Annotated in this window: 22 protein-coding genes and 1 tRNA gene; 11 read left to right on the top strand and 12 right to left on the bottom strand. The window is 64.6% G+C overall.

The genetic code is table 11. The annotated features are described in order from the left end of the window. Positions 1-18: 18 nt before the first annotated feature. Positions 19-1,506 (top strand): N-acyl-D-amino-acid deacylase family protein, encoded by a 1,488-nt coding sequence (locus tag AC04SF_RS25695; RefSeq protein WP_488480052.1) that lies wholly within the window; start codon positions 19-21, stop codon positions 1,504-1,506. Here AC04SF_RS25695 and AC04SF_RS25690 read toward each other — a convergent pair. From AC04SF_RS25690 to AC04SF_RS25660, 7 genes are read right to left on the bottom strand one after another with little or no spacing between them, the layout of a single operon-like run. Beyond that, positions 1,491-2,156, bottom strand: coding sequence for a cysteine hydrolase family protein (locus AC04SF_RS25690; RefSeq protein ID WP_488480051.1), 666 nt, complete (start codon positions 2,154-2,156; stop codon positions 1,491-1,493). The genes AC04SF_RS25695 and AC04SF_RS25690 overlap by 16 nt on opposite strands. After that, entirely contained in the window at positions 2,153-3,436 is a 1,284-nt protein-coding gene (locus AC04SF_RS25685; protein ID WP_488480050.1) for a Zn-dependent hydrolase, read from the bottom strand. The genes AC04SF_RS25690 and AC04SF_RS25685 overlap by 4 nt, the downstream gene beginning before the upstream one ends. Further along, on the bottom strand, positions 3,433-4,599 hold the full coding sequence (locus AC04SF_RS25680; protein ID WP_488480049.1) for an NAD(P)/FAD-dependent oxidoreductase: 1,167 nt from the start codon (positions 4,597-4,599) through the stop codon (positions 3,433-3,435). Before AC04SF_RS25680 ends, AC04SF_RS25685 begins: the two co-directional genes overlap by 4 nt. Before the next feature lie 13 nt (positions 4,600-4,612). Next, positions 4,613-5,923, bottom strand: a complete 1,311-nt coding sequence (locus AC04SF_RS25675) for a Coenzyme F420 hydrogenase/dehydrogenase, beta subunit C-terminal domain (protein WP_488480048.1) — start codon at positions 5,921-5,923, stop codon at positions 4,613-4,615. Between the two features lie 11 nt (positions 5,924-5,934). Next, the gene (locus tag AC04SF_RS25670) at positions 5,935-6,849 is read right to left on the bottom strand and encodes a nitrilase-related carbon-nitrogen hydrolase (RefSeq protein ID WP_488480047.1); all 915 of its coding nucleotides are present in this window, start codon (positions 6,847-6,849) and stop codon (positions 5,935-5,937) included. Further along, on the bottom strand, positions 6,834-8,264 hold the full coding sequence (hydA, locus tag AC04SF_RS25665) for a dihydropyrimidinase (protein ID WP_488480046.1): 1,431 nt from the start codon (positions 8,262-8,264) through the stop codon (positions 6,834-6,836). Before hydA ends, AC04SF_RS25670 begins: the two co-directional genes overlap by 16 nt. A 24-nt stretch (positions 8,265-8,288) precedes the next feature. Continuing rightward, positions 8,289-8,639, bottom strand: coding sequence for a RidA family protein (locus tag AC04SF_RS25660; RefSeq protein ID WP_096454293.1), 351 nt, complete (start codon positions 8,637-8,639; stop codon positions 8,289-8,291). A 376-nt stretch (positions 8,640-9,015) separates the two neighbouring features. Between AC04SF_RS25660 and AC04SF_RS25655 the strand changes: the two genes are divergently transcribed. The 7 genes from AC04SF_RS25655 to AC04SF_RS25625 are packed head-to-tail and all read left to right on the top strand — an operon-like array spanning position 9,016 to position 15,096. Next, entirely contained in the window at positions 9,016-10,197 is a 1,182-nt protein-coding gene (locus tag AC04SF_RS25655) for an MFS transporter (protein ID WP_488480045.1), read from the top strand. Between the two features lie 10 nt (positions 10,198-10,207). Continuing rightward, a complete protein-coding gene (locus tag AC04SF_RS25650) occupies positions 10,208-10,957 on the top strand; it encodes an SDR family NAD(P)-dependent oxidoreductase (protein ID WP_488480044.1) in 750 nt (249 codons plus the stop codon). Positions 10,958-10,987: 30 nt separating this feature from the next. Next, the gene (locus AC04SF_RS25645) at positions 10,988-11,728 is read left to right on the top strand and encodes an NAD-dependent epimerase/dehydratase family protein (protein WP_488480043.1); all 741 of its coding nucleotides are present in this window, start codon (positions 10,988-10,990) and stop codon (positions 11,726-11,728) included. After that, positions 11,632-12,012 (top strand): NAD-dependent epimerase/dehydratase family protein, encoded by a 381-nt coding sequence (locus tag AC04SF_RS25640; protein ID WP_488480042.1) that lies wholly within the window; start codon positions 11,632-11,634, stop codon positions 12,010-12,012. Before AC04SF_RS25645 ends, AC04SF_RS25640 begins: the two co-directional genes overlap by 97 nt. A 12-nt stretch (positions 12,013-12,024) precedes the next feature. Then, positions 12,025-12,960 carry a polysaccharide deacetylase family protein gene (locus AC04SF_RS25635; protein WP_488480041.1) on the top strand — a complete coding sequence of 312 codons (936 nt, stop codon included), beginning with the start codon at positions 12,025-12,027 and terminating at the stop codon, positions 12,958-12,960. Further along, positions 12,935-14,317 (top strand): dihydroorotase, encoded by a 1,383-nt coding sequence (locus AC04SF_RS25630; RefSeq protein WP_488480040.1) that lies wholly within the window; start codon positions 12,935-12,937, stop codon positions 14,315-14,317. The genes AC04SF_RS25635 and AC04SF_RS25630 overlap by 26 nt, the downstream gene beginning before the upstream one ends. 5 nt (positions 14,318-14,322) lie before the next feature. Beyond that, positions 14,323-15,096: an SDR family NAD(P)-dependent oxidoreductase gene (locus AC04SF_RS25625; RefSeq protein WP_488480039.1), complete on the top strand. Its 774-nt coding sequence runs from the start codon at positions 14,323-14,325 to the stop codon at positions 15,094-15,096. 37 nt (positions 15,097-15,133) lie between these two features. Here AC04SF_RS25625 and AC04SF_RS25620 read toward each other — a convergent pair whose 3' ends face one another. Then, entirely contained in the window at positions 15,134-15,634 is a 501-nt protein-coding gene (locus AC04SF_RS25620) for a hypothetical protein (protein WP_488480038.1), read from the bottom strand. A 68-nt stretch (positions 15,635-15,702) separates the two neighbouring features. On the opposite strand from AC04SF_RS25620, the gene AC04SF_RS25615 reads away from it, so the two are divergent. Then, positions 15,703-15,834, top strand: a complete 132-nt coding sequence (locus AC04SF_RS25615; protein WP_488480037.1) for a hypothetical protein — start codon at positions 15,703-15,705, stop codon at positions 15,832-15,834. Positions 15,835-16,003: 169 nt separating this feature from the next. Here AC04SF_RS25615 and AC04SF_RS25610 read toward each other — a convergent pair whose 3' ends face one another. Further along, on the bottom strand, positions 16,004-17,005 hold the full coding sequence (locus AC04SF_RS25610; RefSeq protein WP_488480036.1) for a bile acid:sodium symporter family protein: 1,002 nt from the start codon (positions 17,003-17,005) through the stop codon (positions 16,004-16,006). 90 nt (positions 17,006-17,095) lie between these two features. Between AC04SF_RS25610 and AC04SF_RS25605 the strand changes: the two genes are divergently transcribed. Further along, on the top strand, positions 17,096-17,938 hold the full coding sequence (locus tag AC04SF_RS25605) for a LysR substrate-binding domain-containing protein (protein ID WP_488480035.1): 843 nt from the start codon (positions 17,096-17,098) through the stop codon (positions 17,936-17,938). A 26-nt stretch (positions 17,939-17,964) separates the two neighbouring features. Here AC04SF_RS25605 and AC04SF_RS25600 read toward each other — a convergent pair whose 3' ends face one another. The 3 genes from AC04SF_RS25600 to AC04SF_RS25590 all read right to left on the bottom strand — a co-directional run bounded on the left by AC04SF_RS25600 (position 17,965) and on the right by AC04SF_RS25590 (position 20,213). After that, entirely contained in the window at positions 17,965-18,978 is a 1,014-nt protein-coding gene (locus AC04SF_RS25600) for an LLM class flavin-dependent oxidoreductase (RefSeq protein ID WP_488480034.1), read from the bottom strand. A gap of 350 nt (positions 18,979-19,328) precedes the next feature. Continuing rightward, positions 19,329-19,405, bottom strand: a tRNA-His gene (locus AC04SF_RS25595). 349 nt (positions 19,406-19,754) lie between these two features. Next, positions 19,755-20,213, bottom strand: a complete 459-nt coding sequence (locus tag AC04SF_RS25590; protein ID WP_488480033.1) for a phasin — start codon at positions 20,211-20,213, stop codon at positions 19,755-19,757. A gap of 250 nt (positions 20,214-20,463) precedes the next feature. Here AC04SF_RS25590 and AC04SF_RS25585 point away from each other — a divergent pair, with 250 nt between their 5' ends. After that, positions 20,464-24,543 (top strand): PAS domain S-box protein, encoded by a 4,080-nt coding sequence (locus AC04SF_RS25585; protein ID WP_488480032.1) that lies wholly within the window; start codon positions 20,464-20,466, stop codon positions 24,541-24,543. Positions 24,544-24,664 lie beyond the last annotated feature (121 nt).

Here is a 24,664-nt window from a genome sequence, read left to right as displayed (position 1 = left end):
GAGTTGGACCTTTGCCCGATGCCATACGATCTCGTCATCCGTCATGCGACGTTGATTTCCGGCGACAGCTCGAAACCTTTCGAGGCCGACATGGCCGTCACCGGCGACAGGATCGCTGCCATCGGCCGGCTGGACGACGCGACTGGCATCGAGGAGATCGATGCCAGGGGCAAGGTGGTCGCGCCCGGCTTCATCGACGTGCACACCCATGACGACGGCGCGCTTTTGGCGCCACGCGGCATGGACCCGAAGATCAGCCAGGGTGTCACCACGGTGATCGCCGGCAATTGCGGCGTCAGCCTGGCACCGCTGCTTCTCGACAAGACACCGCCACCGCCCTTCACACTGGTCGGCGGCCGCGAGAATTTCCGCTTCGATCGCTTTGCCGACTATGTCGCCGAGCTCAAGGGGCGCGGCATCGCCACGAACGCGGCCCTGCTCGTCGGCCACACCACCTTGCGCCAGCGCTGCATGCCGGTGACCGATCGTGCAGCCAATGAAGCGGAGACGGCTGCGATGCAGGAGGCGATCGCCGAGGCGATGGCCGAAGGCGCCTTCGGCCTCAGCACCGGGCTCGACTATCCGCCGGCGGTCAACTCCTCGACCGAAGAGGTCAAGGCGCTCGCCGCCACGGCGGCAAGCCTCGGCGGCCCGTATGTCACGCACACGCGCAATTATTTCGAGACGATGGACGAGGCGATCGAGGAAGCGATCGACATCGCTGATCATGCCGGCGGCAAGCTGTTCATCTCGCACCACCAGTGCACCGGCCGCGCCAATTTCGGCAAAAGCCGTCCGTCCCTGGAAAGGATCGACCGGGCGCGCCAAACGATGGACATCGGCATGGATGTCTACCCCTATGCCGCGAGCTCGACCGTGCTTCGCTTGGAGCGCTGCGACACAGGGCTCCAGATCCTCATCACCTGGTCAGATCCGCATCCCGAGATGGCCAGGCGCGAGATCGCCGACATTGCGCGGGAATGGAACTGCAGTGAGCGCGAGGCCGGCCAGCACCTGCTGCCAGCAGGTGCTGTCTATTTCCAGCTCGACGAGACGGACGTGCGCAACATCATCGCGCATCCACGCACCATGATCGGCTCGGATGGCCTGCCGCATGACATCCATCCGCATCCGCGCCTGTGGGGCACGTTTCCGCGTGTGCTCGGGCACTATGCCAGGGATGTCGGCCTGTTCAGCCTGGAGGAAGCCGTGTTCCGCATGACCGGCCTGCCCGCGAAGGAATTCGGCATCGCGCAACGCGGGCTTCTCGCGGAAGGTAATTTCGCCGATCTCGTCATCTTCGATCCCGACACGATCATCGATACCGCCACGTTCGAGGAGCCGCGCCGGCCCGCCGCCGGCATCGAGCATGTCTTCGTAAACGGCGTATCCGTCTGGCGTGGCGGCAGGGCAACCGGAGCGCTGCCGGGCGCGGTGCTCAAGCCGGCGGCCTCAAAGGTCGTCAGAGGCGCATGCGGCTGCGGCGCCGATCACAGAGCCTCGTAAATCCGGTCGACGGTTTCCAGCGTGTAGACAAATTCCACCGGCCGCGTGCAGCGCCAGCCGTCGAAGGGCTGGCCGGCGAGCGCCTTCAGCGCCTCAGGCAGGCGCAGGATGCCGCCGCCATAGAGCCGGTTGGCCATGTCGAGGATGCCGGTGCGGTGCATGGCCTCGCTCATGCTGCCGCAGGCCTCCTTGACCAGCCAGACCCTGAATCCCTGATAGACCGCGTCGAACACGCTCTCGGTCACGCAGCTGTCGGTCAGCACGCCGGTCACGATCAGGTTCTCGACCTTGAGTTCGGCGAGCCGCTTTGAAAGATCGGTCCGGCGAAAGGCGCTCGGCCAGTGCTTGTGGATGACGATGTCGCCGGGCAGCGCCGCCACCTCGGCGCAGATCGCAGCACCTTCGCTACTGGCCACGGCGGAGCGGAATTCCTCGGTCAGGATCTCCTCCTGCCGCGCATAGCCGTCGCGTTCCTCCGGCTTCACCCAGGCCTGCGCATGGATGACGGGCACGCCTGCAGCGCGGGCGGCTTCGATCAGCGCGGCGGTGTTGGCGAGCACCGCGTCGTATCCGATGACCGGCCAGGCGGCACCGGGGCGGTATTCATTCTGCAGGTCGATGACGAGCAAGGCGGTCGCGGCAAGGTTCATGGCTGTCCCAGGGGATTGTCGAAATCGGTGACGAAACGAAGAAGCAGGCGGATCGCCTGATCGAGATCGGCGATCTCCATCGCTTCATGCGGATTGTGGCTGCTGTTCTCGTTGCGCACGAAGATCATGGCGGTCGCAATGTCGGCGCCGGCAAAGGTGGCCGCGTCATGCCCCGCCCCGCTCGGCACATGAGGCGCCCGCATCTGCAGCGCGGTGGCAGCGCGATCCATTCCCGCGATCAGCGCCGGCGACATGGTCGCCGGCTCCCAGGTGAAGCGTGACCCGGCCTCGAAGCTCACACCGCGTTTGGCGCCGACTGCGGCGAAGAGCGCGTGCAGCCTTGCCTCGATCCGTTCTAAAACGGTGGCCTCGGCGCTGCGCACATCGAGCGTGAAGCGAAGTTCGCCTAGAACGCGGCTGCCGCCGTGCTGCGTAGGATCGGATTCCACCCGACCGAAGGTGATGGTGGCTTCATGGCCTTCGCGCTCGAGCGCGTCCCATTCCGCTTCAATGCCGGCGACCAGATCGGCAAAGCCAAGCACGCTGTCACGGCGGGCAAAGCGCGGCTCGGCGCCGGAATGCGCGTAGGCGCCGAAGCATTTCGCATCGACATAGCGAAAGCCGCCGGCAATGCCGGTGACGATGCCGACCGGCGCGCCGGATGCGACAAGGCGCGGTCCCTGCTCGATATGCACTTCGACAAAGGCCGCGATCCGGCCGGCGTCGATGCCCGGCACACCGCGCCGCACGGTATCGGGATCGAAGCCTTCCTCACGCATGTGATCCGCAAGCGTGCGTCCGCTGTCCGACCGCTTCGCATCCAGCGCCACCGGCTCCAGCAACCCAAGTGCGGCCTGGCTGCCCGGATAGGACAGCGGAAACCAGACAGCCTCTTCGGCGCGGGTCGCCAGCACGATCAGATCGCGCGGCAATTGAATGCCTTGCCCGACCAGTTCGGCCATCACCGCCAGCCCGGCCACGACACCCGCGGCGCCGTCGAAATTGCCGCCATGCGGCACGCTGTCGAGATGCGAACCTATGACGATCGCCGGCAAATCCGGACTATGTCCCTTCAGAGTCAAATAGAGATTGCCGGCGGCATCGACATGCGCCGTGGCGCCGAGCTTTTCCGCTTCGTCGCGCACGAGATCATGGGCGAAGCGCTCACCTGGTCCGTAGGCGACGCGCGTGATCCCTGGCGCGTCAGTGGTGGCCTGCGCCAGCCTCTCCAGCAGATGCCCGGCCAACGTGCCGCCGGCCGTGAGGGCGGCATTGCTCATAAAGCAACCTGCCTGGTTTGAGACTCGTCGCCGCGCAGCCGGTGTGGCGTCAGATCGTCCATCGACACGCCCTGCCTTGCGACATCGTCTGGAAAACCTTTGCCAGCAATCAGGCTGGCGCAGACGCGCGACAGCGCCGGCGAGGTCTTGATGCCGTAACCGCCTTGCCCGACCAGCCAGACGAAATCCAGGACCTCGTCATCCGGTCCGACCACCGGCGACCCATCTGCGACGAAGGTCCGCAAGCCCGCCCATGAGCGCGACACGCGCTGCACTTCGATGGTGGTCGCCCGTTCAAGACGCTCGGCGCCGATCGCGACATCGATGTCCTCCGCATAGGCATCCATCGGCGGAGAAAGCGTCGCATCGGCCGGCGAGACGAACAACTGCCCGGCATCCGGCTTGAAGTAGAATTCGGCGCCGACATCGTTGACCAGCGGCCACTCTGATATGTCGACGCCGGTGGGCGCCGGGATGTTGAAGGCGGTGCGGCGCTTCGGTTGCAATCCGACCGGACGCACACCCGCCATCAAAGCGATCTCGTCGCCCCAGGCACCGGCGGCATTGACGAGCGTTGGCGCAAGGAATGTTCCCGCCGGGGTTTCGACCCGCCACTGGCCTCCTTGCCGGTCTATCGCCTTGACGCCGGCATTGGTGACGATGCGCGCGCCGCGCGAGCGCGCGCCGCGCAGATAACCCTGATGCAGGCCGTTGACGTCGATGTCCATCGAATGCGGTTCGATATAGGCGCCGGCGAGATAATCCGCGCGCAGCACCGGCACGCGCGCAATCGCCTCGGCGGGCGTCATGGCGACGATGGAGGGCACCAAGGCCTGCGCTGCCTCGAGATCCTCCTGCAGGAGGTCGAGCTGATCGGCGCGCGCCACTGTAATCATGCCGCGTTTGCTGAGCAGCGGGTAGTCGCAGAAGCCGCTAGGCGGCTCGGTCAGGAAAGACCGGCTCGCCAGCACGATGCGGCGAATGATGCCGTTGCCGTAGTTTTCGGTAAAACTCGCCGCCGAGCGGCCGGTGGTGTGGTAACCGCAATGGCTTTCCCGCTCGAGCACGACCACCTTGAAAGTGCGGGACATCTCGAAGGCGGCGCCGGCGCCGGCAATGCCGCCACCAATGATGATGATTTCGGTTTGCTCGGCGGCACTCATATCAGCCCATCCCTCAACACGACTGCACAACCTCGCTTTTGCGCGGCGCGGCAGGCGGCTCACCCAGGCGTCCGCGCCGGGCACGGTCGCGGGCGCCCCGCCCCTCGGCCAGATTCTCGGCCAGAGAATTCTGCAGGGCGCAATCTTCAAGTGCGAGGTCGCTGACAAGCGGCACCGGCTTGCCGGCGATCGCCATGCCTTTGAGCCGCGCCCAGACAGCGCGCCGCTTGCGCACCTGGTGCGACTGCAACTCACTGATTTCGGCAATGCCGGTCTCGCGTTTGATCTCCAGCGCGCCGGCTTCGACCGCCGCGTCGAACAGCTCAAGGCCGCGCCTAGTGCGCACGATGATGCCGTTGAGCGCCTCGTCCTCGGCCGCCGGTCCGCCGTTCAACCAGGCGTCATGAACCGCGATATCCGCCACCTGTCCGATCGCGTCCGGGCAGATCTTGCAGCGCGGCTGGATCATCCATTTGTCCTCATCCTCCCACAGTTGCCGATAGGTGAGCTCAAAGGCGCGGCCGTCCCTGGTTTCGATCCGATTGAGGCCGGGATTGCCGTGGCCGCGGTAGCGAAACAGCGTGAGCTCGTCCTCGGCGAGGCCGAAACGCTGCAGCACCTGTTCCGATTTCGACAGGTCGGATGCGCCGCCGCAGACGAAGGCCAAAGCATAGCGCATATACTGGTCGACGCGGGGATCGAGCCGCGCCAGGTTGCGCACGGCAGTGATGTCGCAAGGCTTGGCGATCAGCGCGAAGGGCTCGCCGCGATCGAGGATGTCGCCGAAATCCACCAGGGTCGCCGCCGGACCATAGCGAGAGCCCGCACCCTCAAGCATCGACGCGGCATCGAAGCTCAGCCGCCTTGCGCTGCGCATCGGCTGGGAATGCGATGCCGCGACATGCAGCACGAATTTGACGCGGCCGGAGCTCAGCAGGAACTGGCCGAGCGCAGTCAGCACCCCGCCGCCGGAACCGATAAATCGCACGGTCGGGTCTTTCGCGCGGCCAAGCACAAGCCGTTCGACAGGCCCCCAGACGGTATCCGTCAAAGCGGCTTCGCTTGATTGCGCCGGTGGCGGACCGGCGATGCGCGTTCCCGGACAGACGGCGTTGATCCGCATCAGCGTCGGCCTGTCCAATGCCTGCCTCGCCACCGGCCGCTCGCGGCCCTCCGGCGTCATCACCATTTCGATGGCATCGGGCGTGGCGATCGAACGGCAGAGGCCGCAACCGATACAGAGCCCATTCTCAACGATCTCGCCGAGTGACAGCGGATCAGCCGCGCGCGGCATCGTGTCCTGATTGGTTTCGACGAGGCCCATGTCGTTCGATCTCAGACTGGTTCCGAAATGCGCCGGTACTGGTCGGGGCGGCGATAGAGCGCGAAGTTGAAATTCACCTTCCGGCAGGTCTCGATCAGGTCGAGATCGGCGCGATGAACGATGACCTCGTCGTCGAGCGATAGCGCCTGCGCGGCGATCTCGCCGGTCGGCGCGATGATGCAGGAGCCGCCGATCAGCGCCTGGCCGTCTTCCAGCCCGGCCTTGGCCGCGGCCGCCACCCACAGCGTGTTCTGGTAGGCGCCGGCCTGCATTGGCAGATGGTTGTGGAACATTCTGAGATGCGCCAGCGCCGGCGCCTCGTCGAGCAGCAGCGGCGTGTTGTAGCCGAGCAGAACCACCTCTGCGCCATTGAGGCAGAGCATGCGGTAGGTCTCCGGCCAGCGTCGGTCGTTGCAGATCGCCATGCCGACACGGACGCCGCGAAAGTCGAAGACGGGGAAGCCGAGATTGCCCGGTTCGAAATAGCGGCGTTCGAGATGCGTGGTGGTGCCTTCCTCCGGCTCGGCTGAGCCCGGCACATGCATCTTGCGGTAGCGGCCGATGAAGGCGCCGTCCCGGCCGACAAGGTCCATGGTGTTGAAATGGCGCGTGCGGCCGTCTTCCCTGGCGATCTCGCAATAGCCGAGCGCGAAGCCGACTTTGAGACGCGCGGCGGCGTCATAGAGGCGCTGCGTTTCGGGGCCTGGCATCGAGTGTTCGAAGAAGGCGTCGATCTCCGCCTGATCGTCGATGCGCCAACGCGGAAAGAAGGTGGTCAGCGCCATCTCCGGGAACGCCACGATTTCCGCCCCTGCGGCGGCGGACTGCTCCAGCAAGTGGACGAGGCGATCGACCGTTTCGGTACGCGAAGCGCTGCGCTGGATGGGTCCGGTCTGGGCGACCGCTATGGTCAGGCATCGAGCCATGGCGTCGTCTCCTCGACTGGTTTTCCCGATCGCGCCGGATCGGCCGCGGTGCGCTCTATGAATTGTCCGAACCCCGGCTGCACCTGCAGCTCGCCGTCGGCAACCACCGGCACGCCGCGCAGCAGCACGGTGGTCGGCTTGCCGGTCACGGTCCGGCCCTCGTAAGGGGTGAAATCGACGCGCGAATGCAAGGCGGCGTGGCCGAGCGTCCAGGTCACTGTCGGATCCCACAGCGCGAGGTCGGCATCGAGGCCGACCGCTATCCGGCCCTTGGCGTGGGCCAGACCATAGATCGCGGCGGCATTGCGCGAGGTGAGATCGAGATAGCGCTCCAGCGTCAGCCGTCCGGTGAGCAGCCCTTCCGAGAACAAAAGCGGTAACCGGGTCTCGATGCCGGGAATGCCGCTCAGCGTGGTGGTGAAGCCAGGTGTCTGCGACCGCGCGATCTTGTCGGCGAAGAAATAGGGCGAATGGTCCGAGGACCAGAGGTCGATGCCGCCATCGATCAGCGCCTGCCACAGATGCTCATGGCTGCGTGGCGAACGCGGCGGCGGCGAAAAGACAAAACGCGCCGCATCGATGGCCGGACGGTCGAGGTCGGCTGCGCCGATGAACAGATATTGCGGGCAGGTCTCGGCGATCGCGTCGACGCCGCGCGTCCTCGCTCTCGCCACCTCCTCGGCCGACTGCCAGGACGAGACGTGGACGATGGTCATGCGCGCACCGGTCATTTCGGCGAAGGACAGCGCACGGTGCGTTGCCTCGCGCTCCATCGTCTCGCTGTGGGCAACGACATGGTAGCGGATATCGGTACGGCCGAGATCGATCAGGCGCTGGCGCGTGCGGCGGATGGCGGCGTCGTTCTCGGCATGGACCATGACGATCCAGCCAAGCGTGTGGGCGGTATCGAGCACCCTGAAGAAGAGATCGTCGTCGACGGCGAAACCCTGATAGGTCATGAACAACTTGACCGAGGCGATGCCACGGCCGGCGAGCTGCGAAAGCTGTTCCTCTACATCCGCGCCGGTGCCCATGGTCACCACGGCGTGCAGCCCGTAGTCGATGACCGCGCGCCCCGTGGCGCGATTGAGAGCGCGGTCGATGGCGCCAATTGTCGTCATGTCCGGACCCGGCATGCCGAACGGGACGATGCATGTCGTGCCCCCGAAGGCGGCCGAGATGGTGCCGGACTCGAAATCGTCTGCATTGCCCGCCCCGCCCCAGACCGGCTGGTCAAGATGGCAATGGGCGTCGATGCCGCCGGGCATGACCCAACGACCGTCGGCGCCGATCACGGATTGACCATCCAGGTCGGTCCCAATGGCGGCGATGCGGCCATCGTCGATGGCGATGTCGCATTCGGCCCAACCGTCGTCGAGCGCAACCCGTCCGCCTTTGATCACCAGCTCATGCATTCGGTTTGCCCACCCCAATCGGCGTCAGCCGACCGCCGCCGTGACCATGATCTCGACGCGATATTGGTCGCCGGCAAGTCGTGCCTCCACCGTCGCGCGCACCGGCATGGCGCTGCGATCGATCCAGGCATCCCAGGCCGCATTCATCATCTCGAAATCGGCGATGTCGCGCAGCCAGATCTGAGCACTGAGAAGCTTCGACTTGTCGCTGCCAGCCTTAGCCAGAAGCGCGTCGATCTTGGCGAAGATCTGCTTGGTCTGCGCGGTGGTGTCGCCGGAAAGGTCGTCCGCCGTGAGGCCGGAGACATAGACGGTGCCGTTGTAGCGCAGCACCCGACAGAAGCGTTGGCCGTTCTCAAGACGTTCGATCGTCATCTCCTGGTCTCCTCTCGATGTTCTGCAGGCGGCCTATCGTAGGGAGCGTGCGAAACGACTGTAAAGCCTGTCGCATGGCGCGACGCCGTTTTCAGCCACCGGGATGGCCAAAAAAAATGACGCCATAGCCGTGTCAATCTTCGCTTGTGGCAAGCATGACGAGGTGTAGCTTCTGTCTGGGAGAGCAGCCGCCGGTCAGCGTGGCTGCCAAGGGGAGCCGTCGCCATGCATGGGAGTTCAGCGTCGGTCATCGACCCTGCTTGCGATCGCTGGCGTCTGCTCTAGACGACCGACAGCGGCATTCATGGGATCGATTGCTCAATCCGCGATGCGCTTGTGGCGGAATGCCGAGCGTTCTCGCGCCATGTTGCCGATCATGGCAAGCGTCTGTCTCGCCTGTATCGGCAGCGCCATGCTGACGACCGCGGTGTCGTTCCATCTGGGCAAACCCGGCGTCGACCCCAAAATCGTGCAGATCGTGCTGACCGCCTATCCGGTCGGCTTCCTGATCGGCTGCCTGATGACACGTCCATTGGTCGCCCGCTACGGCCATGAGCGGACCTTCCTGCTGATCCTGACAACAGCGCTGCTGTCGGCCCTGGGCTTCGTCTTCACCGACTTCATGCCGTTCTGGTTCTGCTTTCGGCTGCTCGGCGGCATGTCGATGGCCTCGATGTTCGTCGTCTGCGAGAGCTGGATCAATCTCTATGCCGAACAGCACAATCGCGGGGCGATGTTCTCGATCTACATGCTGACGACGGCGATCGCCGTGCTACTCGGCCAGATCCTGGTCGCGCTTGTCGGTCCGCAGTCGCCGCATCTGTTCTTGGTCGCGGCGGCGACGGTGTTTGTGGCGTTCGCGCCCAAATTTGCGGGGCTGCGCTGGCCGACGCTGCCTTCGGTGCCGGCAGACCCGGCGCCGGCGCCCGGAGCGAAGGCAGACAGGCGGCTCGGACCGCTCTCGCTTTTCAGGCTGGCGCCGGTGACGGTCGTCGCCATTTTCCAGGCCGGCATCACCAATATGAACATCTTCGTGCTGACGCCTCTTTACGGCACGCAGATCGGGCTGTCGGCGGCGGCCACGGTCTGGTTGGTGACCACGATCAGCATCGCCGGCATGCTCGCGCAGACCCCGGTCGGCTGGCTGTCGGACCGGTTCGACCGCCGCCTGATGCTGCTCGTGCAAGGGCTGGTGTCGGTGACGGCCTGCGCCGCGATCGCATGGGTCGGCACTTTCTCGGTGCCGCTGCTGTTCGTGCTGTTCTTCCTCTACGGTGCCACCGCGCTGACGATCTATCCGGTGGCGATGGCCTTCGGTGCATCGCAGCTTCATAGCCGGCACATGGTCGCTGCCTCCGGCACGCTGCTCCTGCTCTACTCGATCGGTAATGTGGCGACGCCGGGTGTCGCGGCGGGGTTGATGGCGCATCTTGGGCCTCCCGCCATGTTCCTGCTGCTCGGCGGCGGCGCTGCCCTGGTCACGCTCGCGGCCTGCTACAATCTTCTGCGCCGGCCGGTCACCGCGCCGGTCATGCAAAGCGTCGAGGAACGTGTTTGAGGTCGCCGCGATGAACCGATTGCAGGGAAGCGTTGTCCTGATCGCGGGCGCCGCAAGCGGCATTGGCGCCGCCATTGCCCGGCGCTGCGTTGCGGAAGGCGCCAGCGTAGTCTGCGCCGACCATGATCTCACGGCAGCAACACAGCTTGCCGACACACTTGGTCCTTCGGTTGCCGCCTGCCAATGTGACGTGACCGACATCGGTTCCGCCCGGGGCGCCGTCGAATTCGCGAAACAAAAATTCGGCCGGCTGGACGGACTGGTGCATAACGCCGCCGCGCCATCGACCAACGCCACCGTCGTCGAGCTCGACGAACAGTCCTGGCGTCGCGAGCTCGACGTCAGCCTGACCGGTGCGTTCCTGATGAGCAAATACGCGGTGCCGTTGATCGCGGCGGGTGGCGGCGGTTCGGTGGTGTTCATCGGCTCGCAGTTCGGACGCGTCGCCACCACCAGGGCCGTCGCCTATTGCGCCGCCAAGGCCGGGCTGATCCATCTCGCCAAGGCGATGGCGGTCGACCATGCGCCGGACAAGGTCCGCGTCAACAGCCTGTCGCCGGGCGCGGTGGCGACAACGCGGCTGCTGCGCAGATTTCCAGATTTCGAGGCCGCCAATGCAGGTCTTGGACCCGCGCATCTGCTCGGCCGCATCGCTGAGCCGGATGAGATCGCCGCGGCGGCGGCTTTCCTTTTGTCATCGGACGCATCCTTCGTCACCGGATCCGACATGCTCGTGGACGGCGGCTATGCGACTCGCTGACCCTCTTCGTTCAACTTCAAAGGAGTTCGCATGACGCTGCTCGTCACCGGAGGCACCGGCTTTGTCATGAGCGTGGTCGCACGCGCCTGGCTCGACCGCGATCCGCAAGCCCGTGCCGTGATCCTCGACCGGTCCGGCCTCGACGCGGCGGCCGAAAAGCATTTCGCCCCGGTGCGCGACCGGCTCACAGTGATCGCCGCCGATGTGCTCGACCCGAAGACCTGGTCCGCAACGATCGACAAGCAAGGCATCACGGCAATCGTGCATGGCGCGACAATCACGCCGATCTCGCGCGGCAGCGCCTCGGAGGCAAAACGCCAGCCGGAGGCCGAGGACCCGGCCCGCATCGTCGACGTCAATCTCATGGGCACCGTGCGGATGCTCGACTGGGCGCGCGCGAGGCCGGAGGTGAGACGCTTCGTCTATGTCAGCTCGGGCTCCGTCTACCGCCACAACGGACCTGACTGGGGCGGCGAGCCGCTGCCGGAAGACGGCTATGTCGCGCCGCTGACGCTCTACGGCATCTCGAAATTCGCCTCAGAGATGGTGACCAACCGCTATGCCGACCTGTTCGGCCTGTCGGCGGTCTCGGTGCGGCTTGCTTCCGTCTACGGCCCGATGGACCGCGCCACGAGAGCCGCAACTTTCGCCATGTTCCCAACCGCGTCGCGCATATGGCCCTGGCCGGCGAGACGATCAGGCCGAACAGCCTGGAGCCGGTCGGCGACTACGCCACCTCGACCGACGTTGCCGCCGCGATCCTCGCACTGATCGATGCGCCGTGCCTCAATTACCGCCACTACAACATCGGCTCCGGCTCCAGCCAGACCATCGGTGAGATGATCGGCTGGGCAAGGGAGCGTGTGCCCGGACTGAAAGTCGAGGTGACATCGGGAAAAGACGCCAACATCGTCCAAGATGTGAGACTGAAAGGCGGCATGTGGGGCGCGTATGACATCGCCCGCATCCTGCGCGACACCACATGGCGGCCGCGTCCCGGCAAGGAAGCCTTCCACGCTTACATGGACTGGATAGAAGCCAACGAAACCAGTTGAGAGGAATTTGCCATGACGCCGAGCGCTGCCCCGCAACCGCCCCAGCCGCGCGACTTCGTCGGCTATGGTTCCCGGCCACCCTTCATGACCTGGCCCGGCGGCGTCAAGCTCGCCATCAACCTCGTGCTCAACTACGAGGAAGGCTCGGAGTACTCCTGGCTGGAGGACGGCCGAAACGACAATTGGGGCGAATACAATCTCACCTCCAGCCCGCCGGTGCGCGACCTCGGCACCGAGACGCATTTCGAATATGGCAGCCGTGCCGGCGTGTGGCGTCTGGCGCGGCTCTTCGATCGCCACGACATCCCGATCACCATCTCCGCTTGCGCGGTAGCGCTGGAGCGGAACCCGCCCTTCGTCGAATGGATGAAGACGCGGCGGCACGATCTGCTCGGCCACGGCCTGCGCTGGATCGACTACACGACCATGGAGCGCGGCGAGGAAAAGCGCCACCTGGATGAAGCGATCGCGCTTTACGAGAAGCTGCTGGGCAGGCGCCCCCTCGGCTGGAACTGCCGCTCGCTGCCCAGCGTCAACACGCGCGATTTGCTCGTCGAGGAAGGCGGCTTCCTCTACCACTCCGATCCCTGCAACGACGACCTACCCTATTTCCTCGACCATCGGGGGACCGAGATCCTGGTCGTGCCCTATTCCAAGACGCTCAATGACAGCCGCTATCTGGTGGCGCCCGGCTACAGCAATCCGCGCGACTTTGCCGAGGATTGCCGCTCGGCGATCGATTACATGCTCGACGAGGCGGACGAAACCGGCGGCCGCATGCTGACGATCGGCATCCACGCGCGCTGGATGGGCCAGCCCAACCGGGCGTCCGGGCTGCGCGAGGTGATCGAGCATGTGAAGCAGAACCCGGCCGCTGCCTTTATGCGGCGCGAAGACATTGCCCGGTTCTGGCTGGACAATCATGCCGGCTTCGAGCGGCGCGGCTGACAAGAGCAACGAGAATGGCGACATGTTCGAAACGCTGATCCGGGGAGCCACCATCGTCAACGCCGAAGGGTTCGAGCGGCGCGATGTGGGCATCAACGACGGCCGCATCGCGGCAATGATCGCGCCCGGCGAGACGGCTTCGGCCGGGACCGTTTTCGATGCGGCCGGTGCCTATCTGCTGCCCGGGCTGGTCGACGCGCATGCACATCTGCGCGAGCCCGGACTGACGCAAAAGGAGGACTTCTCCTCCGGCACGCATGCCGCGGCGCTTGGCGGCGTGACGACGGTGCTCGACATGCCGACAGACGAGCCGTGGACGGCCACGGCCGAACAGCTTGCCGACAAGATGGCGATGACCGATGGCCGCATCCATGTCGATCTCGGCTTCCAGGCCGTGGTCAGCAGCGACCTGTCGCACGTCTCAGGCCTGCTCGATCTCGCGCCGGTCTCGTTCGAACTGTTCACCGCCGATGTGCCCGACAACTTCCTCTTCGCGACGCTCGACACCGTGGCCGAGGCATTGAAGGCTTTCGCCGGCAGCGACACTTTGATCGGCATCTCGCCGGGCGATCAGTCGATCCTGACCGGTAGCACACTGCGCGACCGCTCCGGCACCATCGCCGCCTTTCAGGCCGGCAGGCCGCCGCTGGCGGAAGCCAACGGCATTGCCCGGGCGTTTGTCGCCGCCGCCTCGGCCGAGGCCAGGATTCATGTCCGCCAGATCAATTCCGAACTCGGCGTCGAAACCTGGAGCCGGCTGCGCGGCATGGCCGACGCCAGCGTCGAAACCACGCCACAGAACCTGTTCTTCACGGCGCAGGATTACGAAACACAAGGCGCCAATCTGAAGGCCTCACCACCATTGCGCTCGCCGCATGATGTCGATGCGCTGCGCGCCGCGCTGAGCGCGGGGCTGATCGATATCGTCGCCACCGACCACGCGCCGCACACGCCGGCCGAGAAGGCGGCGCCCTACGCGGCTTTCGCCGACATTCCGGGCGGCATGCCGGGGTTGCAGACGCTGCTGCAGGCGATGTTGAAGCTGGTCGACGAAGGCCTGATCGCCCTGCCCGATCTGGTGCGCCTGTGCGCCCGCAACCCGGCCGAGCGTTTTGGCCTTGGCCGGCGCAAGGGGAAGATCGCCACCGGCCACGATGCCGATATCCTCATTCTCGATCCGCGCCAATCCAGCGCGATCGCCAATGTCGATCAGGTGTCGCGAGCGGGCTATACGCCATTCGACGGCTGGACCGTCCAGGCGCGGCTGACAAGTGTCTTCCTGCGCGGTCGCGAGATCGTGCGCGAGGGAAAGCTGACCGGCCCGAAAGTCGGAAACATTGTCACCCGGGAAAGCTGAGGACCATGCCCCTGCTCACAGACAAGACCGCCATCATCACCGGAGGCAGTTCCGGCATCGGCCGCGCGATCGCGCTGAAATTCGCGACCGAGGGCGCGAACGTCGTCATCGCCGACACGGTCGAGCAGCCGATCGAAGGCGGTGAGAGCACCGTGGACCTGATCCGCTCGGCCGGCGGAGCCGCCGTTTACATCCGGACCGACATATCCGACTGGAACGCCGTCGATGCGCTGGTCGGTGCGACGGTCGAGCAGTTCGGACGGCTCGACGTGATGGTCAATAACGCCGCGATCTACACCAGCACCAATCTGATCGAGACGTCGCCAGAACAATGGCAGCGCGTCATCGGCGTCAATCTGACCGGCTTCTTCTATTGCTCGAAACGGGCGGTGATGCAGATGCTCGCCCAGGCGCCAGTCAACGACGTGCGCGGTCGTGTGATCAACATCTCCTCGCAGCATGGCATGGTCGCCTGCCCCGGCGACTTTCCCTATTCGGTGAGCAAGGGGGGCATCGTGCAGATGACGCGGCAGATCGCTGTCGACCACGCCGACGACCTGATCATCTGCAACGCCATCGCACCCGGCAAGATCATCACCGGCAAGCCGGGCGTAGCCAACGACCCCGACGCACTCGACTATTCACATCGGCGCACGCCTTGGCCGCGACTCGGGACCCCGAACGATGTGGCAGGAGCCGCACTGTTCCTTGCCAGCGACATGGCGAGCTACGTCACCGGTATCAATTTGATGGTGGACGGTGGCTGGATGGCGGGCTGAGGGCTGGCTGGCCGCAATGCGACCAGTCGGGTTTTGGTCATTGCCTGATAAACGTGCCTCTGTAGGTCTGGCCGACGAGCGCATAGGTTACGGACAGGGTCCCGTCAGGCATCATGGTCAGGCTGATGTCCGCGCCATTCGGCAGGCGGCCGAGCTTCAATGTGCTCCCGACAATTCTTCCTTCACCGGCGGCCTCTCCCGGATTGTTGTCGCCCAGATTGCCCCAGGCAAAGGTGACCGTCACCTTGCCGTTCGCAGAAATCGTCTGAACGGCGACCTTGGCTTCATACGCGCCCTCCAATCGTCCAGCCCACATGCCTGAAAAAGCCGCGTACTTTGCCGGAACGCCCTTCGCCGGGGGCGTGATCGTCACGGATGTATCCATGATCGTAGAGCCAGCAGGAGCGGCGGCAGCCAAGGCCGGTTGAGGGGCGACCGGACCCGACGTGGGTTCGACAGCGGCGGGTTGCGGCTCCACGGGAGCCGATTGGCACGCAGCCAGGGCAAGTGCCGCCAAGCCCAGCATCGTGTTCCGCATCTAATTCTCCATGTCGTTCACGGACTATCGGCGGACCGCGGACATGCGCCGCACGATGTTTCAGTTCGATGCTTGTCGTCGATAATCCCGGCGTTTCCGTCACGATTGCCGGCGACGATTCGATCGCCGACATCGCGATCTGGCCATGGATCCCGCGTTTCCCGCGACACAAGACCGACCTCAACGATTTGTCAATGTAAGGCGCTGGTGTCTCGACCTCATCGATCGTCCAGCCGTCCAGTGTCCTCCTTTCACCGGCGATGCCCCGCGGCCGGAATAAAGGTCGACTGCCGATCAAGACGAAGATCTGATTGACCGTCCAGGCCGGCCTGCGGGCGCAAGGCCTTCATGCGATATACGCAAACCCAGCTAGGCGACCGAAGCCGTCGTTTCGGCTCCCAGCACGGAAGACCGGTGCGCCGCACGGGCATATTTCTGGGCGATCATGGCGCAGACCATGAGCTGGATCTGATGGAAGAGCATCAACGGCAGAACGATCGCGCCGACGCCCTGGCCGGCAAAGATGACGTTGGCCATCGGCACGCCGCTCGCCAGGCTCTTCTTCGAGCCGCAAAAGGTGATCGTGATCTGGTCGGCCCTGTCGAAGCCGAGAAGCCGGCTGCCATAGGTCGTGACCAGAAGCACAAGGCCGAGCAAGGCCATGTCGGCAACGACGACCACAGCGATGTCGCGCAGCGAGAACATGTGCCACAGGCCCTCGGCGACCGCGGTGCTGAAGGCCAAGTAGACGACCATCAGGATCGAGCCGCGATCGACAGGCATCAGCAAGGTCTTGCGAGCGCGTATCCACTTGCCGATCCGCGGTTCCAGCAGCTGGCCGAGCGCGAAGGGCAGGAGCAGTTGCATCAGGATCTGGCTCACCGCATCCCACGAAAATGCGCCGTGACCACCGATGGAGAAGAGCAGCCCGACGAGCAAGGGTGTCAGGAACATGCCAAAGATGTTGGAGGCGGACGCCGAGCAGATGGCCGCGGGGACATTGCCACCGGCCATCGAGGTGAATGCGATCGAGGACTGCACTGTCGACGGCAAGACACACAGAAAAAGAATACCGAGGTAAAGCGGCCTGGGCAGGATCGCGGCAGGCAGATAGCCAAGCGCCAGGCCCAGCAGCGGGAACAGGCCAAAGGTCGTCAGAAGGATGACCAGGTGCAGGCGCCAATGCATCAGGCCGGCAACAACGACATCGCGCGAGAGCCGCGCACCGTGCAGGAAGAACAGAAGCGCCACGGCAAGATTGGTCGCCACCGCGAACCATCCCGCGAACGCCCCAGTTGCAGGCGCGACCGACGCCAGCGCGACGGTGCACAACAGCAGGATCAGAAAGGTGTCCGGCAGAAAGCGGCGCATTACATGCTCGCTCCAGAGTGGTGGCGCCGTCTTCTCGCGCATTGCGAAACAGGATACAAGGAATAACAGTTATCGTGATTTGGGATGTCAATGCTCGACCTGGTCCAACTGCGCAGCTTCGTCACCGTCCAGCAAATGGGAAGCTTTACCTTCGCGGCCGAGAGGCTGGGCCTCGGGCAATCCACCGTCAGCCAGCACATCGGCAAGCTGGAAACCGCGCTTGGCCGGCAGTTGCTGGCCCGCGATACGCACAAGGTGGTGCTGACGCCTGACGGCGAAGCCCTGCTCGGGCATGCCCGGACCATGTTGTCGATAGAGGGACAGGTCCAAGCGCTGTTCACTGCGCAGAGACTGCGCGGCACCTTGAGGCTCGGCGTATCCGAGGACCTGGTTGCCAGCCGTCTGCCGCTGGTGCTGGAGGATTTCGTCCGGTCTCATCCATCCGTCGACCTTGAACTGACCGTCGCGCTCAGTGGCGTGCTCTACCAGATGCAGGACAATGGCGAGCTCGATCTCGTCCTGGCCAAGCGCCGGCTGGGCGACAGCCGTGGCCGGCTTGTCTATCGCGAGCCGCTTGTCTGGCTTGCCCGCGATCCGGAACACGTCCTGTCGCTCGCAGCCTTGCCGTTGATTGCCTTCCCCGCGCCGAGCGTCACGCGCAGCATCGCGCTGGAAGTGCTCGAACGGCACCGCATGCCGTGGCGCATTGTCTGCACATGCGGAAGCCTGAGCGGGCTGACGGCCGCCGCCCGCGCCGGCATGGGGGTTCTGGTACAACCGCAGAGCATGTCGCCTTCGGGCCTGAAGGAAATCGACCGCCTGCCGCAGCTGGAAGATGTGGAATTCGTCCTGATCCCGAGCAAGGGCGCTGACAGGGCCCTCGTCTCGGCGCTTTCGGACGATATTCTGAAGAAGGTGAAAGGCCTGCGCTGACCCATTCCGTCGCAGGCCGATTTCACCTATTCCGCGGCAGCCTCGATCACCGGAGCGACCGGAGCCGGCGACGGGCTGCGTCCGATCCGCCACTGATAGGGTGGCGGCGTGCCGTTGACTGCGAAGTCGCCTACGATGCGATCCATGTAGATGCGCGGGTTGTGGGAAGACAGGGTGCGGGCGTTGCGCCAATGGCGATCGAGGCCGATCGGCTTCCTGGTCGAGGACGCACCCAGCGCATCGAAGATGATCGTCGATGCTTCAAGGACGAGATTCGTGACGACCGTCACCGCCTGCGATGTCTCGAGTTCGGCGACGGCGTTGGCCCTTTCCTCGGCATCGGCATCGCCGGCAAAGTGCGCCTGATAAGCACGTTCGATGGCTTGCGCGACCTGCAAGACGATCGCGCCAGCCGCATAGGCGTTGCTGCGAATGCGGCCGACGACCTGAAGCACTTGCGGATCCTGGCTCGAGCGTGGGCCGGCGCCATTGGAGTATGAGCGTTGGCGGGCGGCGACGGCGGCGGCCGTCTCGTAGAGCACCTCGACATATTCGGACGCGACCTCGTAGCGGTTGTCATGGCTCTTCAAGCCGGTCTGGCCGACATTCTTGGCGCCACTTTCCAGATACGAGGTGACGATGTTCCAGCCCACCCGACCCTTGGTGTGGTGGTCGGCGGTCGAAAGGCGGCGGGCGAATGTGTAGGGATGTTCGAACGAGGTCGAGGCGGTAATGCCGATGCCGAGATGTTCGGTGGCAAGCGCGATCGGCGCGGCCAATTGCAAGGGATCATTGACCGGAATCTGCGCCGCCTGCTCGATCGCGTGGTAGTTCGAGCCCTTGTAGACGTCGTAGTAGCCGATGACGTCGGCGACGAATATGCCGTCGAAAATACCGCGCTCGAGCGTCCGAGCCAGATCCTGCCAGTAGTCCAGATCCTTGTATTTCCAGGACTTATCGCGCGGATGCTTCCACAGGCCAGGGGATTGATGGCCAACGCAATTCATGTCGAAAGCGTTGAAGCGAATATGCCGACCCATCCGTCACTCCTTTGATAGCCCTGTCAGGCGACAGCGGGAGGAAACTAACGGTAAGCCGGCCGTCAACGAAGACAGAATATAATGTCTATGGATTATATAGAGAATTGTTATTCCGCGCCGGGCGCGCATCGTGGTTTCCCCGAGACGCGGCTTGGGAAGCCGGAAGAGGGTGACCATGGCAAAGCTGAAACAAGCGCGCGGCGAGCAGCCGCATCAAGCGCGGCGCTGCTGAGCGCAGCGGGCTCCTAAGAGCTATCGCCAACTGCAACCGGTGCCAATACGCGGCAGAGATCGTCTGAACTGGCGAGCGCCTTGAGAATTTGAGGCTGTGGCCGAGTTGGACAACCTAATGGTACCGTTGGCTGGGATCGAACCAGCGACCTCCGGATCCACAATCCGGCGCTCTAACCAGCTGAGCTACAACGGCACACTCGCCTGAGCGGGGTCGAAGTGGAAAACCACTCGAGCGCTCTGTCGTTCGGCGATGCGTCCATACGGGCTTATGGATTTTAATTCAAGGCTTTTGCGAAGCAAAGGCCACTTCCCCACATCTCGCCGTATCGGGCAGGTTTCACAAGGCAAAGAAAAAGGCCGGCGGGAGGAGGTGCCGGCCTTTTCCTGTTACGAGCCAGCGGGAGGAGGTGCTGGCTGGTCACCCCGGGGAGCAGAGGGAGGAGGTTCCGCCCGCCGGGTATTCCTTGATGGCTACCACCATACGCCTGATCATCTTTAAGAAAATGCGACCTTTTGTTGCATCTTCAGATCGTGCGCAAATGTTAGGCAGCCTTGATGTCCTTCACGGCCTTCTCGAAGGCGGTCTTGATCGGCTTGGAGACGTCTTCGGCCGCCTTCGAGGCAACAGCCTGGAAGTCCTTGGCCTGCTCGACGGTCAGCTCGATACGCTTGCGCAGGAAGGAGGTCTGCAGCTCGACGACTTCCGACAGCGACTTGGCGCCGATCAGGGCTTCGAGATGCGAGAAGCCGGCTTCGGCGTTGGCGCGCAGGGCAGCGATGGTCTTGAGCGACAGGTCGCTGGAAACAGTCTTGGCGGTCTCGTAGGTCGACTCCAGAGCCTTCTGGGTCTCCTCGGCGCCGGTCTTCAGCTTGGCATAGGCCTCTTTCGACTGCTCAACGCCCTTTTCGGCGAAAGCGCGCATCTGGTCGGTGGCCTTGGAAGCGTCGAAGCTCGGGAATTCAACGTTTTCGATCGTCTCAGCGGTCTTGGTCCTGGACATTTTCCATCCTTTTCAGCGGCAGCGGCTTTGACAGAAAGCCGTCTCGTTCAGTTATGATGGCAATATAAAGGCAATTTTTGTGCATTGCAATATCTTTGTTGCACTGCACCATAAATTTCTTTCGGGCCGTTAACCAAAAGCCCAGAAACCAGCCTTTGCACGTTCTGGCTTGTGGACCTTCGCGCCGCCGGCTTTTATTAACAAAGCGTTAACTGCAAATTTCGCCGCTCCGTGAGGGTTCGCCAAGCGCATGCCGTCCGAATATTCCTTTCTCGACGTCGCCGTGCTTGACGCAGTGCGCCAGCGCTTTGCCGCCGGCGACGCGATCGCGATCCTGTCGGTGGATCTGGAGCACGTGATCTGGGCCAATGGGCCGGGCGCCGCCCTGTTCGGCTATCCCGACATCGAAGCGATCATAGGCGCCTCGGCACAGTTGCCGCTGATCGCTCGCCGCCAGATCATGGCGACCAGCGGCTTTCCCGAGATCGGCAGCGATCGCGGCATCACCGTCAGATTGGCGACCGGCATGACCAGCCGCACCATCGGCTTCCAGGCAAGTGCCGTGACCCTGCCCGACGACGAGAAGGCGATCATGCTGGCGGTGCCTGCAGCCCAGACAGGCTCGCGCAGCGCCGCCGAGATCGCCAGCCGGGCGATCAGCGGCTTCACCGAAGACGGCCATTTCATCGCCTTCATCGATGCCGGGGGCAATGTCGAGGCGGCGTCGGACGGATTTTCGAAGCTCGGCATCCAGCCGGCAACGCTGGCCGCTTTGGTGGCCGATGTCGCTGCCGAGGACGAGCGCATCGTCAAGCGCCTCGTTCCGGGCGGCAACACCTCCTACCCGGCTGGCCTCGCACGGCTGACGCCGGAGCGGCATCTCCTGGTGGTGATTGACGAGAATCAGCTTGAGGACAACGCTTCTGCTGCGGAAGCCTCGGCAAACACCCTCCCCGCAGCAGCGGAAAGCCCCGCCAACGAGATCGGCGGTGAAACAACAGCGGTAGAAAAGGCCGCCGCAGAATCCGAGCCTCACCAGGACAATCAGCCGACAGCGGATGTTTCGCAGGCAGAAGCGATCGAGCCACCCCCCGCCACTGCAGAGATTGAGCAGTCTGCTCCTTCCGATCCCGTGGCCGCAGATATGCCGGAACCGGCAACACAAGCGATTGCGGAGCCGACCGGGCCGACACCGGTTGCCGCCGACAACGATCAGCCGGTGCCGGGGGGCGCGCCCGCACAGCACGATCATTGGTATTTCCATGCCGGCGAGGATGACGCGCGACCCGCGTCGGCGCCGAGCAACGAGGTCGAAGCGATCGGCGGCGAGGCTTCCAGCGCGAAGCAGGACGAAGCCGCCCCGCCTGCTGCGCCGGTCGCAAGCCCGGCTGCCCGGACGATAGACCGTTCGGCAGCGCCGCTGCGCTTCGTCTGGCGCACCGACGCCGAGGGCAAATTCAGCGCGCTATCGCCGGAGTTCGCCGACATTGTCGGCAAGCCGGCCGCCGATGTGATCGGCCGGCGCTTCAGGGATGTCGCCGCGGCCTTCGGCCTTGACGCGTCCGGCGAGATCGCCGGCCTCTTGGAACGGCGCGACACCTGGTCCGGCCGCTCCGTGCTGTGGCCAGTCGTCGGCACGGACCTGAAGATCCCCGTCGACCTGGCGGCTTTGCCCGTCTATGGCCGCAGCCGTGCCTTCGAAGGTTTTCGCGGCTTCGGCGTAGCGCGAACCGGCGATGCGGTCGTCGATCCAGAGGCGATCGGCATGGCCCTGGTGCCCAACGGCAAGGCGCCGGCGACGCCGGAACCGGAAGCCGTCGAGCCTCCCGCTAAAGAGCCGAAGACGGAAGAGCCGAAGGCCGAGGAACCAAACGCGGCGGACCCGTTCAAGGGCGAGGTGCCGGCGCTGACCATCGTGCCGAAACAGGAGCGGCGCTTTGCCGACAAGGTCATCCGGCTGGCCGAACACCGGCAGCCGGCCAACGACAAGGGGCTGTCGACGCTGGAGCGCAGCGCCTTCCGTGAGATCGGCGAGCGGCTGAAGAAAGACAGTGCGCCGGCCGAGCCGCCGGAGGCCGAGAGGCCCAGCGCCGAAATCCCGTCGGAACCAGCGACCAAGGCGCCGGCTGCGCCCACCGCGGAAACAGCTGCGGAAGTTCCGGTTGCGAAGACAGAGGCTCCGATCGAGCCCATCCGCGAGGTTGCGTCGACGCCTGACGCTGTCCCGGATCAGGAGCCGGCAGAAGCCGGCGAAATCCCGCCTACGGAACCAGGGAGCGACGCGGTACTGGCCGAGCCGTCCGAGACCGATGCCGAGGACGAGGCGGATCTCGCACGGCTCGACGGCGCCCATCCGGACGACATGGTTCACGAGGCGCATGCCGACACGCCGGCCGGTGTAACAGGCTCGCTGCTCAGCTACGCCGATCGCGCCGATGAGCCCAGCCCCGTCGCGGACAATGACGGGCTCCCGGTTTCAGAACCCGTAGCGGCAGAATCGGAACGTGCCGAGCCCACTGCGATTGATGATGAACCGGCAGTTTCGGACGCCGGACATGTTGCGGCCGACGACGATGACAGCATGACGTCGGCCGATTTTCGCGATGCCGAAGACAATGAGGATTGGAGTGACGGCGCAGAAGATGCCAGGGCTGATGATCAGACCCCAGAGCATGTTGCGCCATCGACTGTCTCCGACGGGCAAGCCATTCCGCCAGCCGCTGAGATTGTCGGCGCAGGCGATGCAGCCGAGATTCAGCGTCCACGCCTGCAGGTGCCGCCGCTCAAGACCGAAGGGTTCGTGCCATCAGCGTTTTCCGTCGGCGACGAGAGCAAGGCTCCGGACACCTTGCTGCTTGGCAAGCTGCCGGTGCCGTTGCTCATCCATTCGGGCGACCAGCTGCACTATGCCAATGAAGAGTTCCTGAACCTGACCGGCTACGCCGCCCTCGACGACCTCGAGGATGCCGGCGGCCTGGGCGCGCTGTTTGCAGACCCCTACGCCGATGATGGCGCCTCCGACGGCAGCGACCGGGCGCTGCGGCTGAGGACGCACGGCGGACAGGAATTCCCGATCGACGCCATCCTGCGTTCCGTTCCCTGGCGCGAGGGCAAGGCACTGATGCTGGTCGTGCGCCGCTCCGGCGAGGATGACGCGCCTGTGGTCCTGCACGCGGTCGGCGAGGAGCCGACGCAGCCCGACATTTCCGAGCTCAAGGCCCGCATCGCCGAGATGCGCACCATCATCGACACCGCCACCGACGGCGTCGTGCTGATCGGCAGCGACGGCACCATCCGCTCGATCAGCCGCCCAGCCGAGGCGCTGTTCGGTTTTGACAGCGACGAGGTGGCCGGCAAGCCGTTCGCCTCGCTGTTCGCCATCGAGAGCCAGCGCGCGGCGCGCGACTATCTCGCTGGACTGTCCGAGCCCGGCGTGGCGAGTGTAATGAATGACGGCCGCGAGGTGATCGGGCGCGAAGCGCAGGGGCGCTTCATCCCGCTGTTCATGACCATCGGCCGGCTGCCCAATGACAGCGGTTTCTGTGCCGTCGTGCGCGACATCACGCAGTGGAAGCGAGCCGAGGAAGATCTCACCCAGGCGCGTGCGGTGGCCGAACGGGCTTCCTCGCAGAAGACCGATTTCCTGGCCCGCATCAGCCACGAGATCCGCACGCCGCTCAATGCCATCATCGGTTTCTCCGAACTGATGGTCGACGAGAAGTTCGGACCGGTCGCCAATGACCGTTACCGCGACTATCTGCGCGACATCAACCGCTCTGGCAACCATGTGCTCGACCTGGTCAACGACTTGCTCGACATCTCGAAGATCGAGGCCGGCCAGCAGGAGATGGCCTATGAGGCGGTGTCGCTCAACGACACGCTGGCCGAGACCGTGGCAATGATGCAGCCGCAAGCCAACCGCGAACGCGTCATCATCCGCTCCAGCTTCGCCTCGCGACTGCCGGAGGTGGTGGCCGACCTGCGCAGTGTGCGCCAGATCGCGCTCAACATCCTGTCCAACGCCATCCGCTACACCCAGGCCGGCGGCCAGGTGATCGTCTCGACCGCCTATGAAACCTCGGGCGACGTCGTCATGCGCGTGCGCGACACCGGCATCGGCATGAGCCAGGCCGAGATCGAACAGGCGCTGAAGCCGTTCAAGCAGATCAACGCGCTGAAGCGCGGGCGTGGCGACGGCACCGGTCTCGGCCTGCCGCTGACCAAGGCGATGGTGGAGGCAAACCGCGCCCGCTTCACCATCAATTCGACGCCCGGCGAAGGCACGCTGGTGGAGGTCGCTTTTCCCTCGACCCGGGTGCTTGCGGAATAGCACGCCCAAAAGAAAAGGCGCCCAAAGGACGCCTTAAGAGATGGGATTGCTGTCACAACGGGGGCTTGAGCGAATTCAGATCCTCCGGGGGCTGAGGAACGGGATTTCTCCCTCAAGTTAC

This window comes from Mesorhizobium sp. CNPSo 4671 (genome assembly GCF_057784245.1).
Note: the sequence above shows the minus strand (reverse complement) of the source record. Positions and strands in the feature narration are given on the sequence as shown.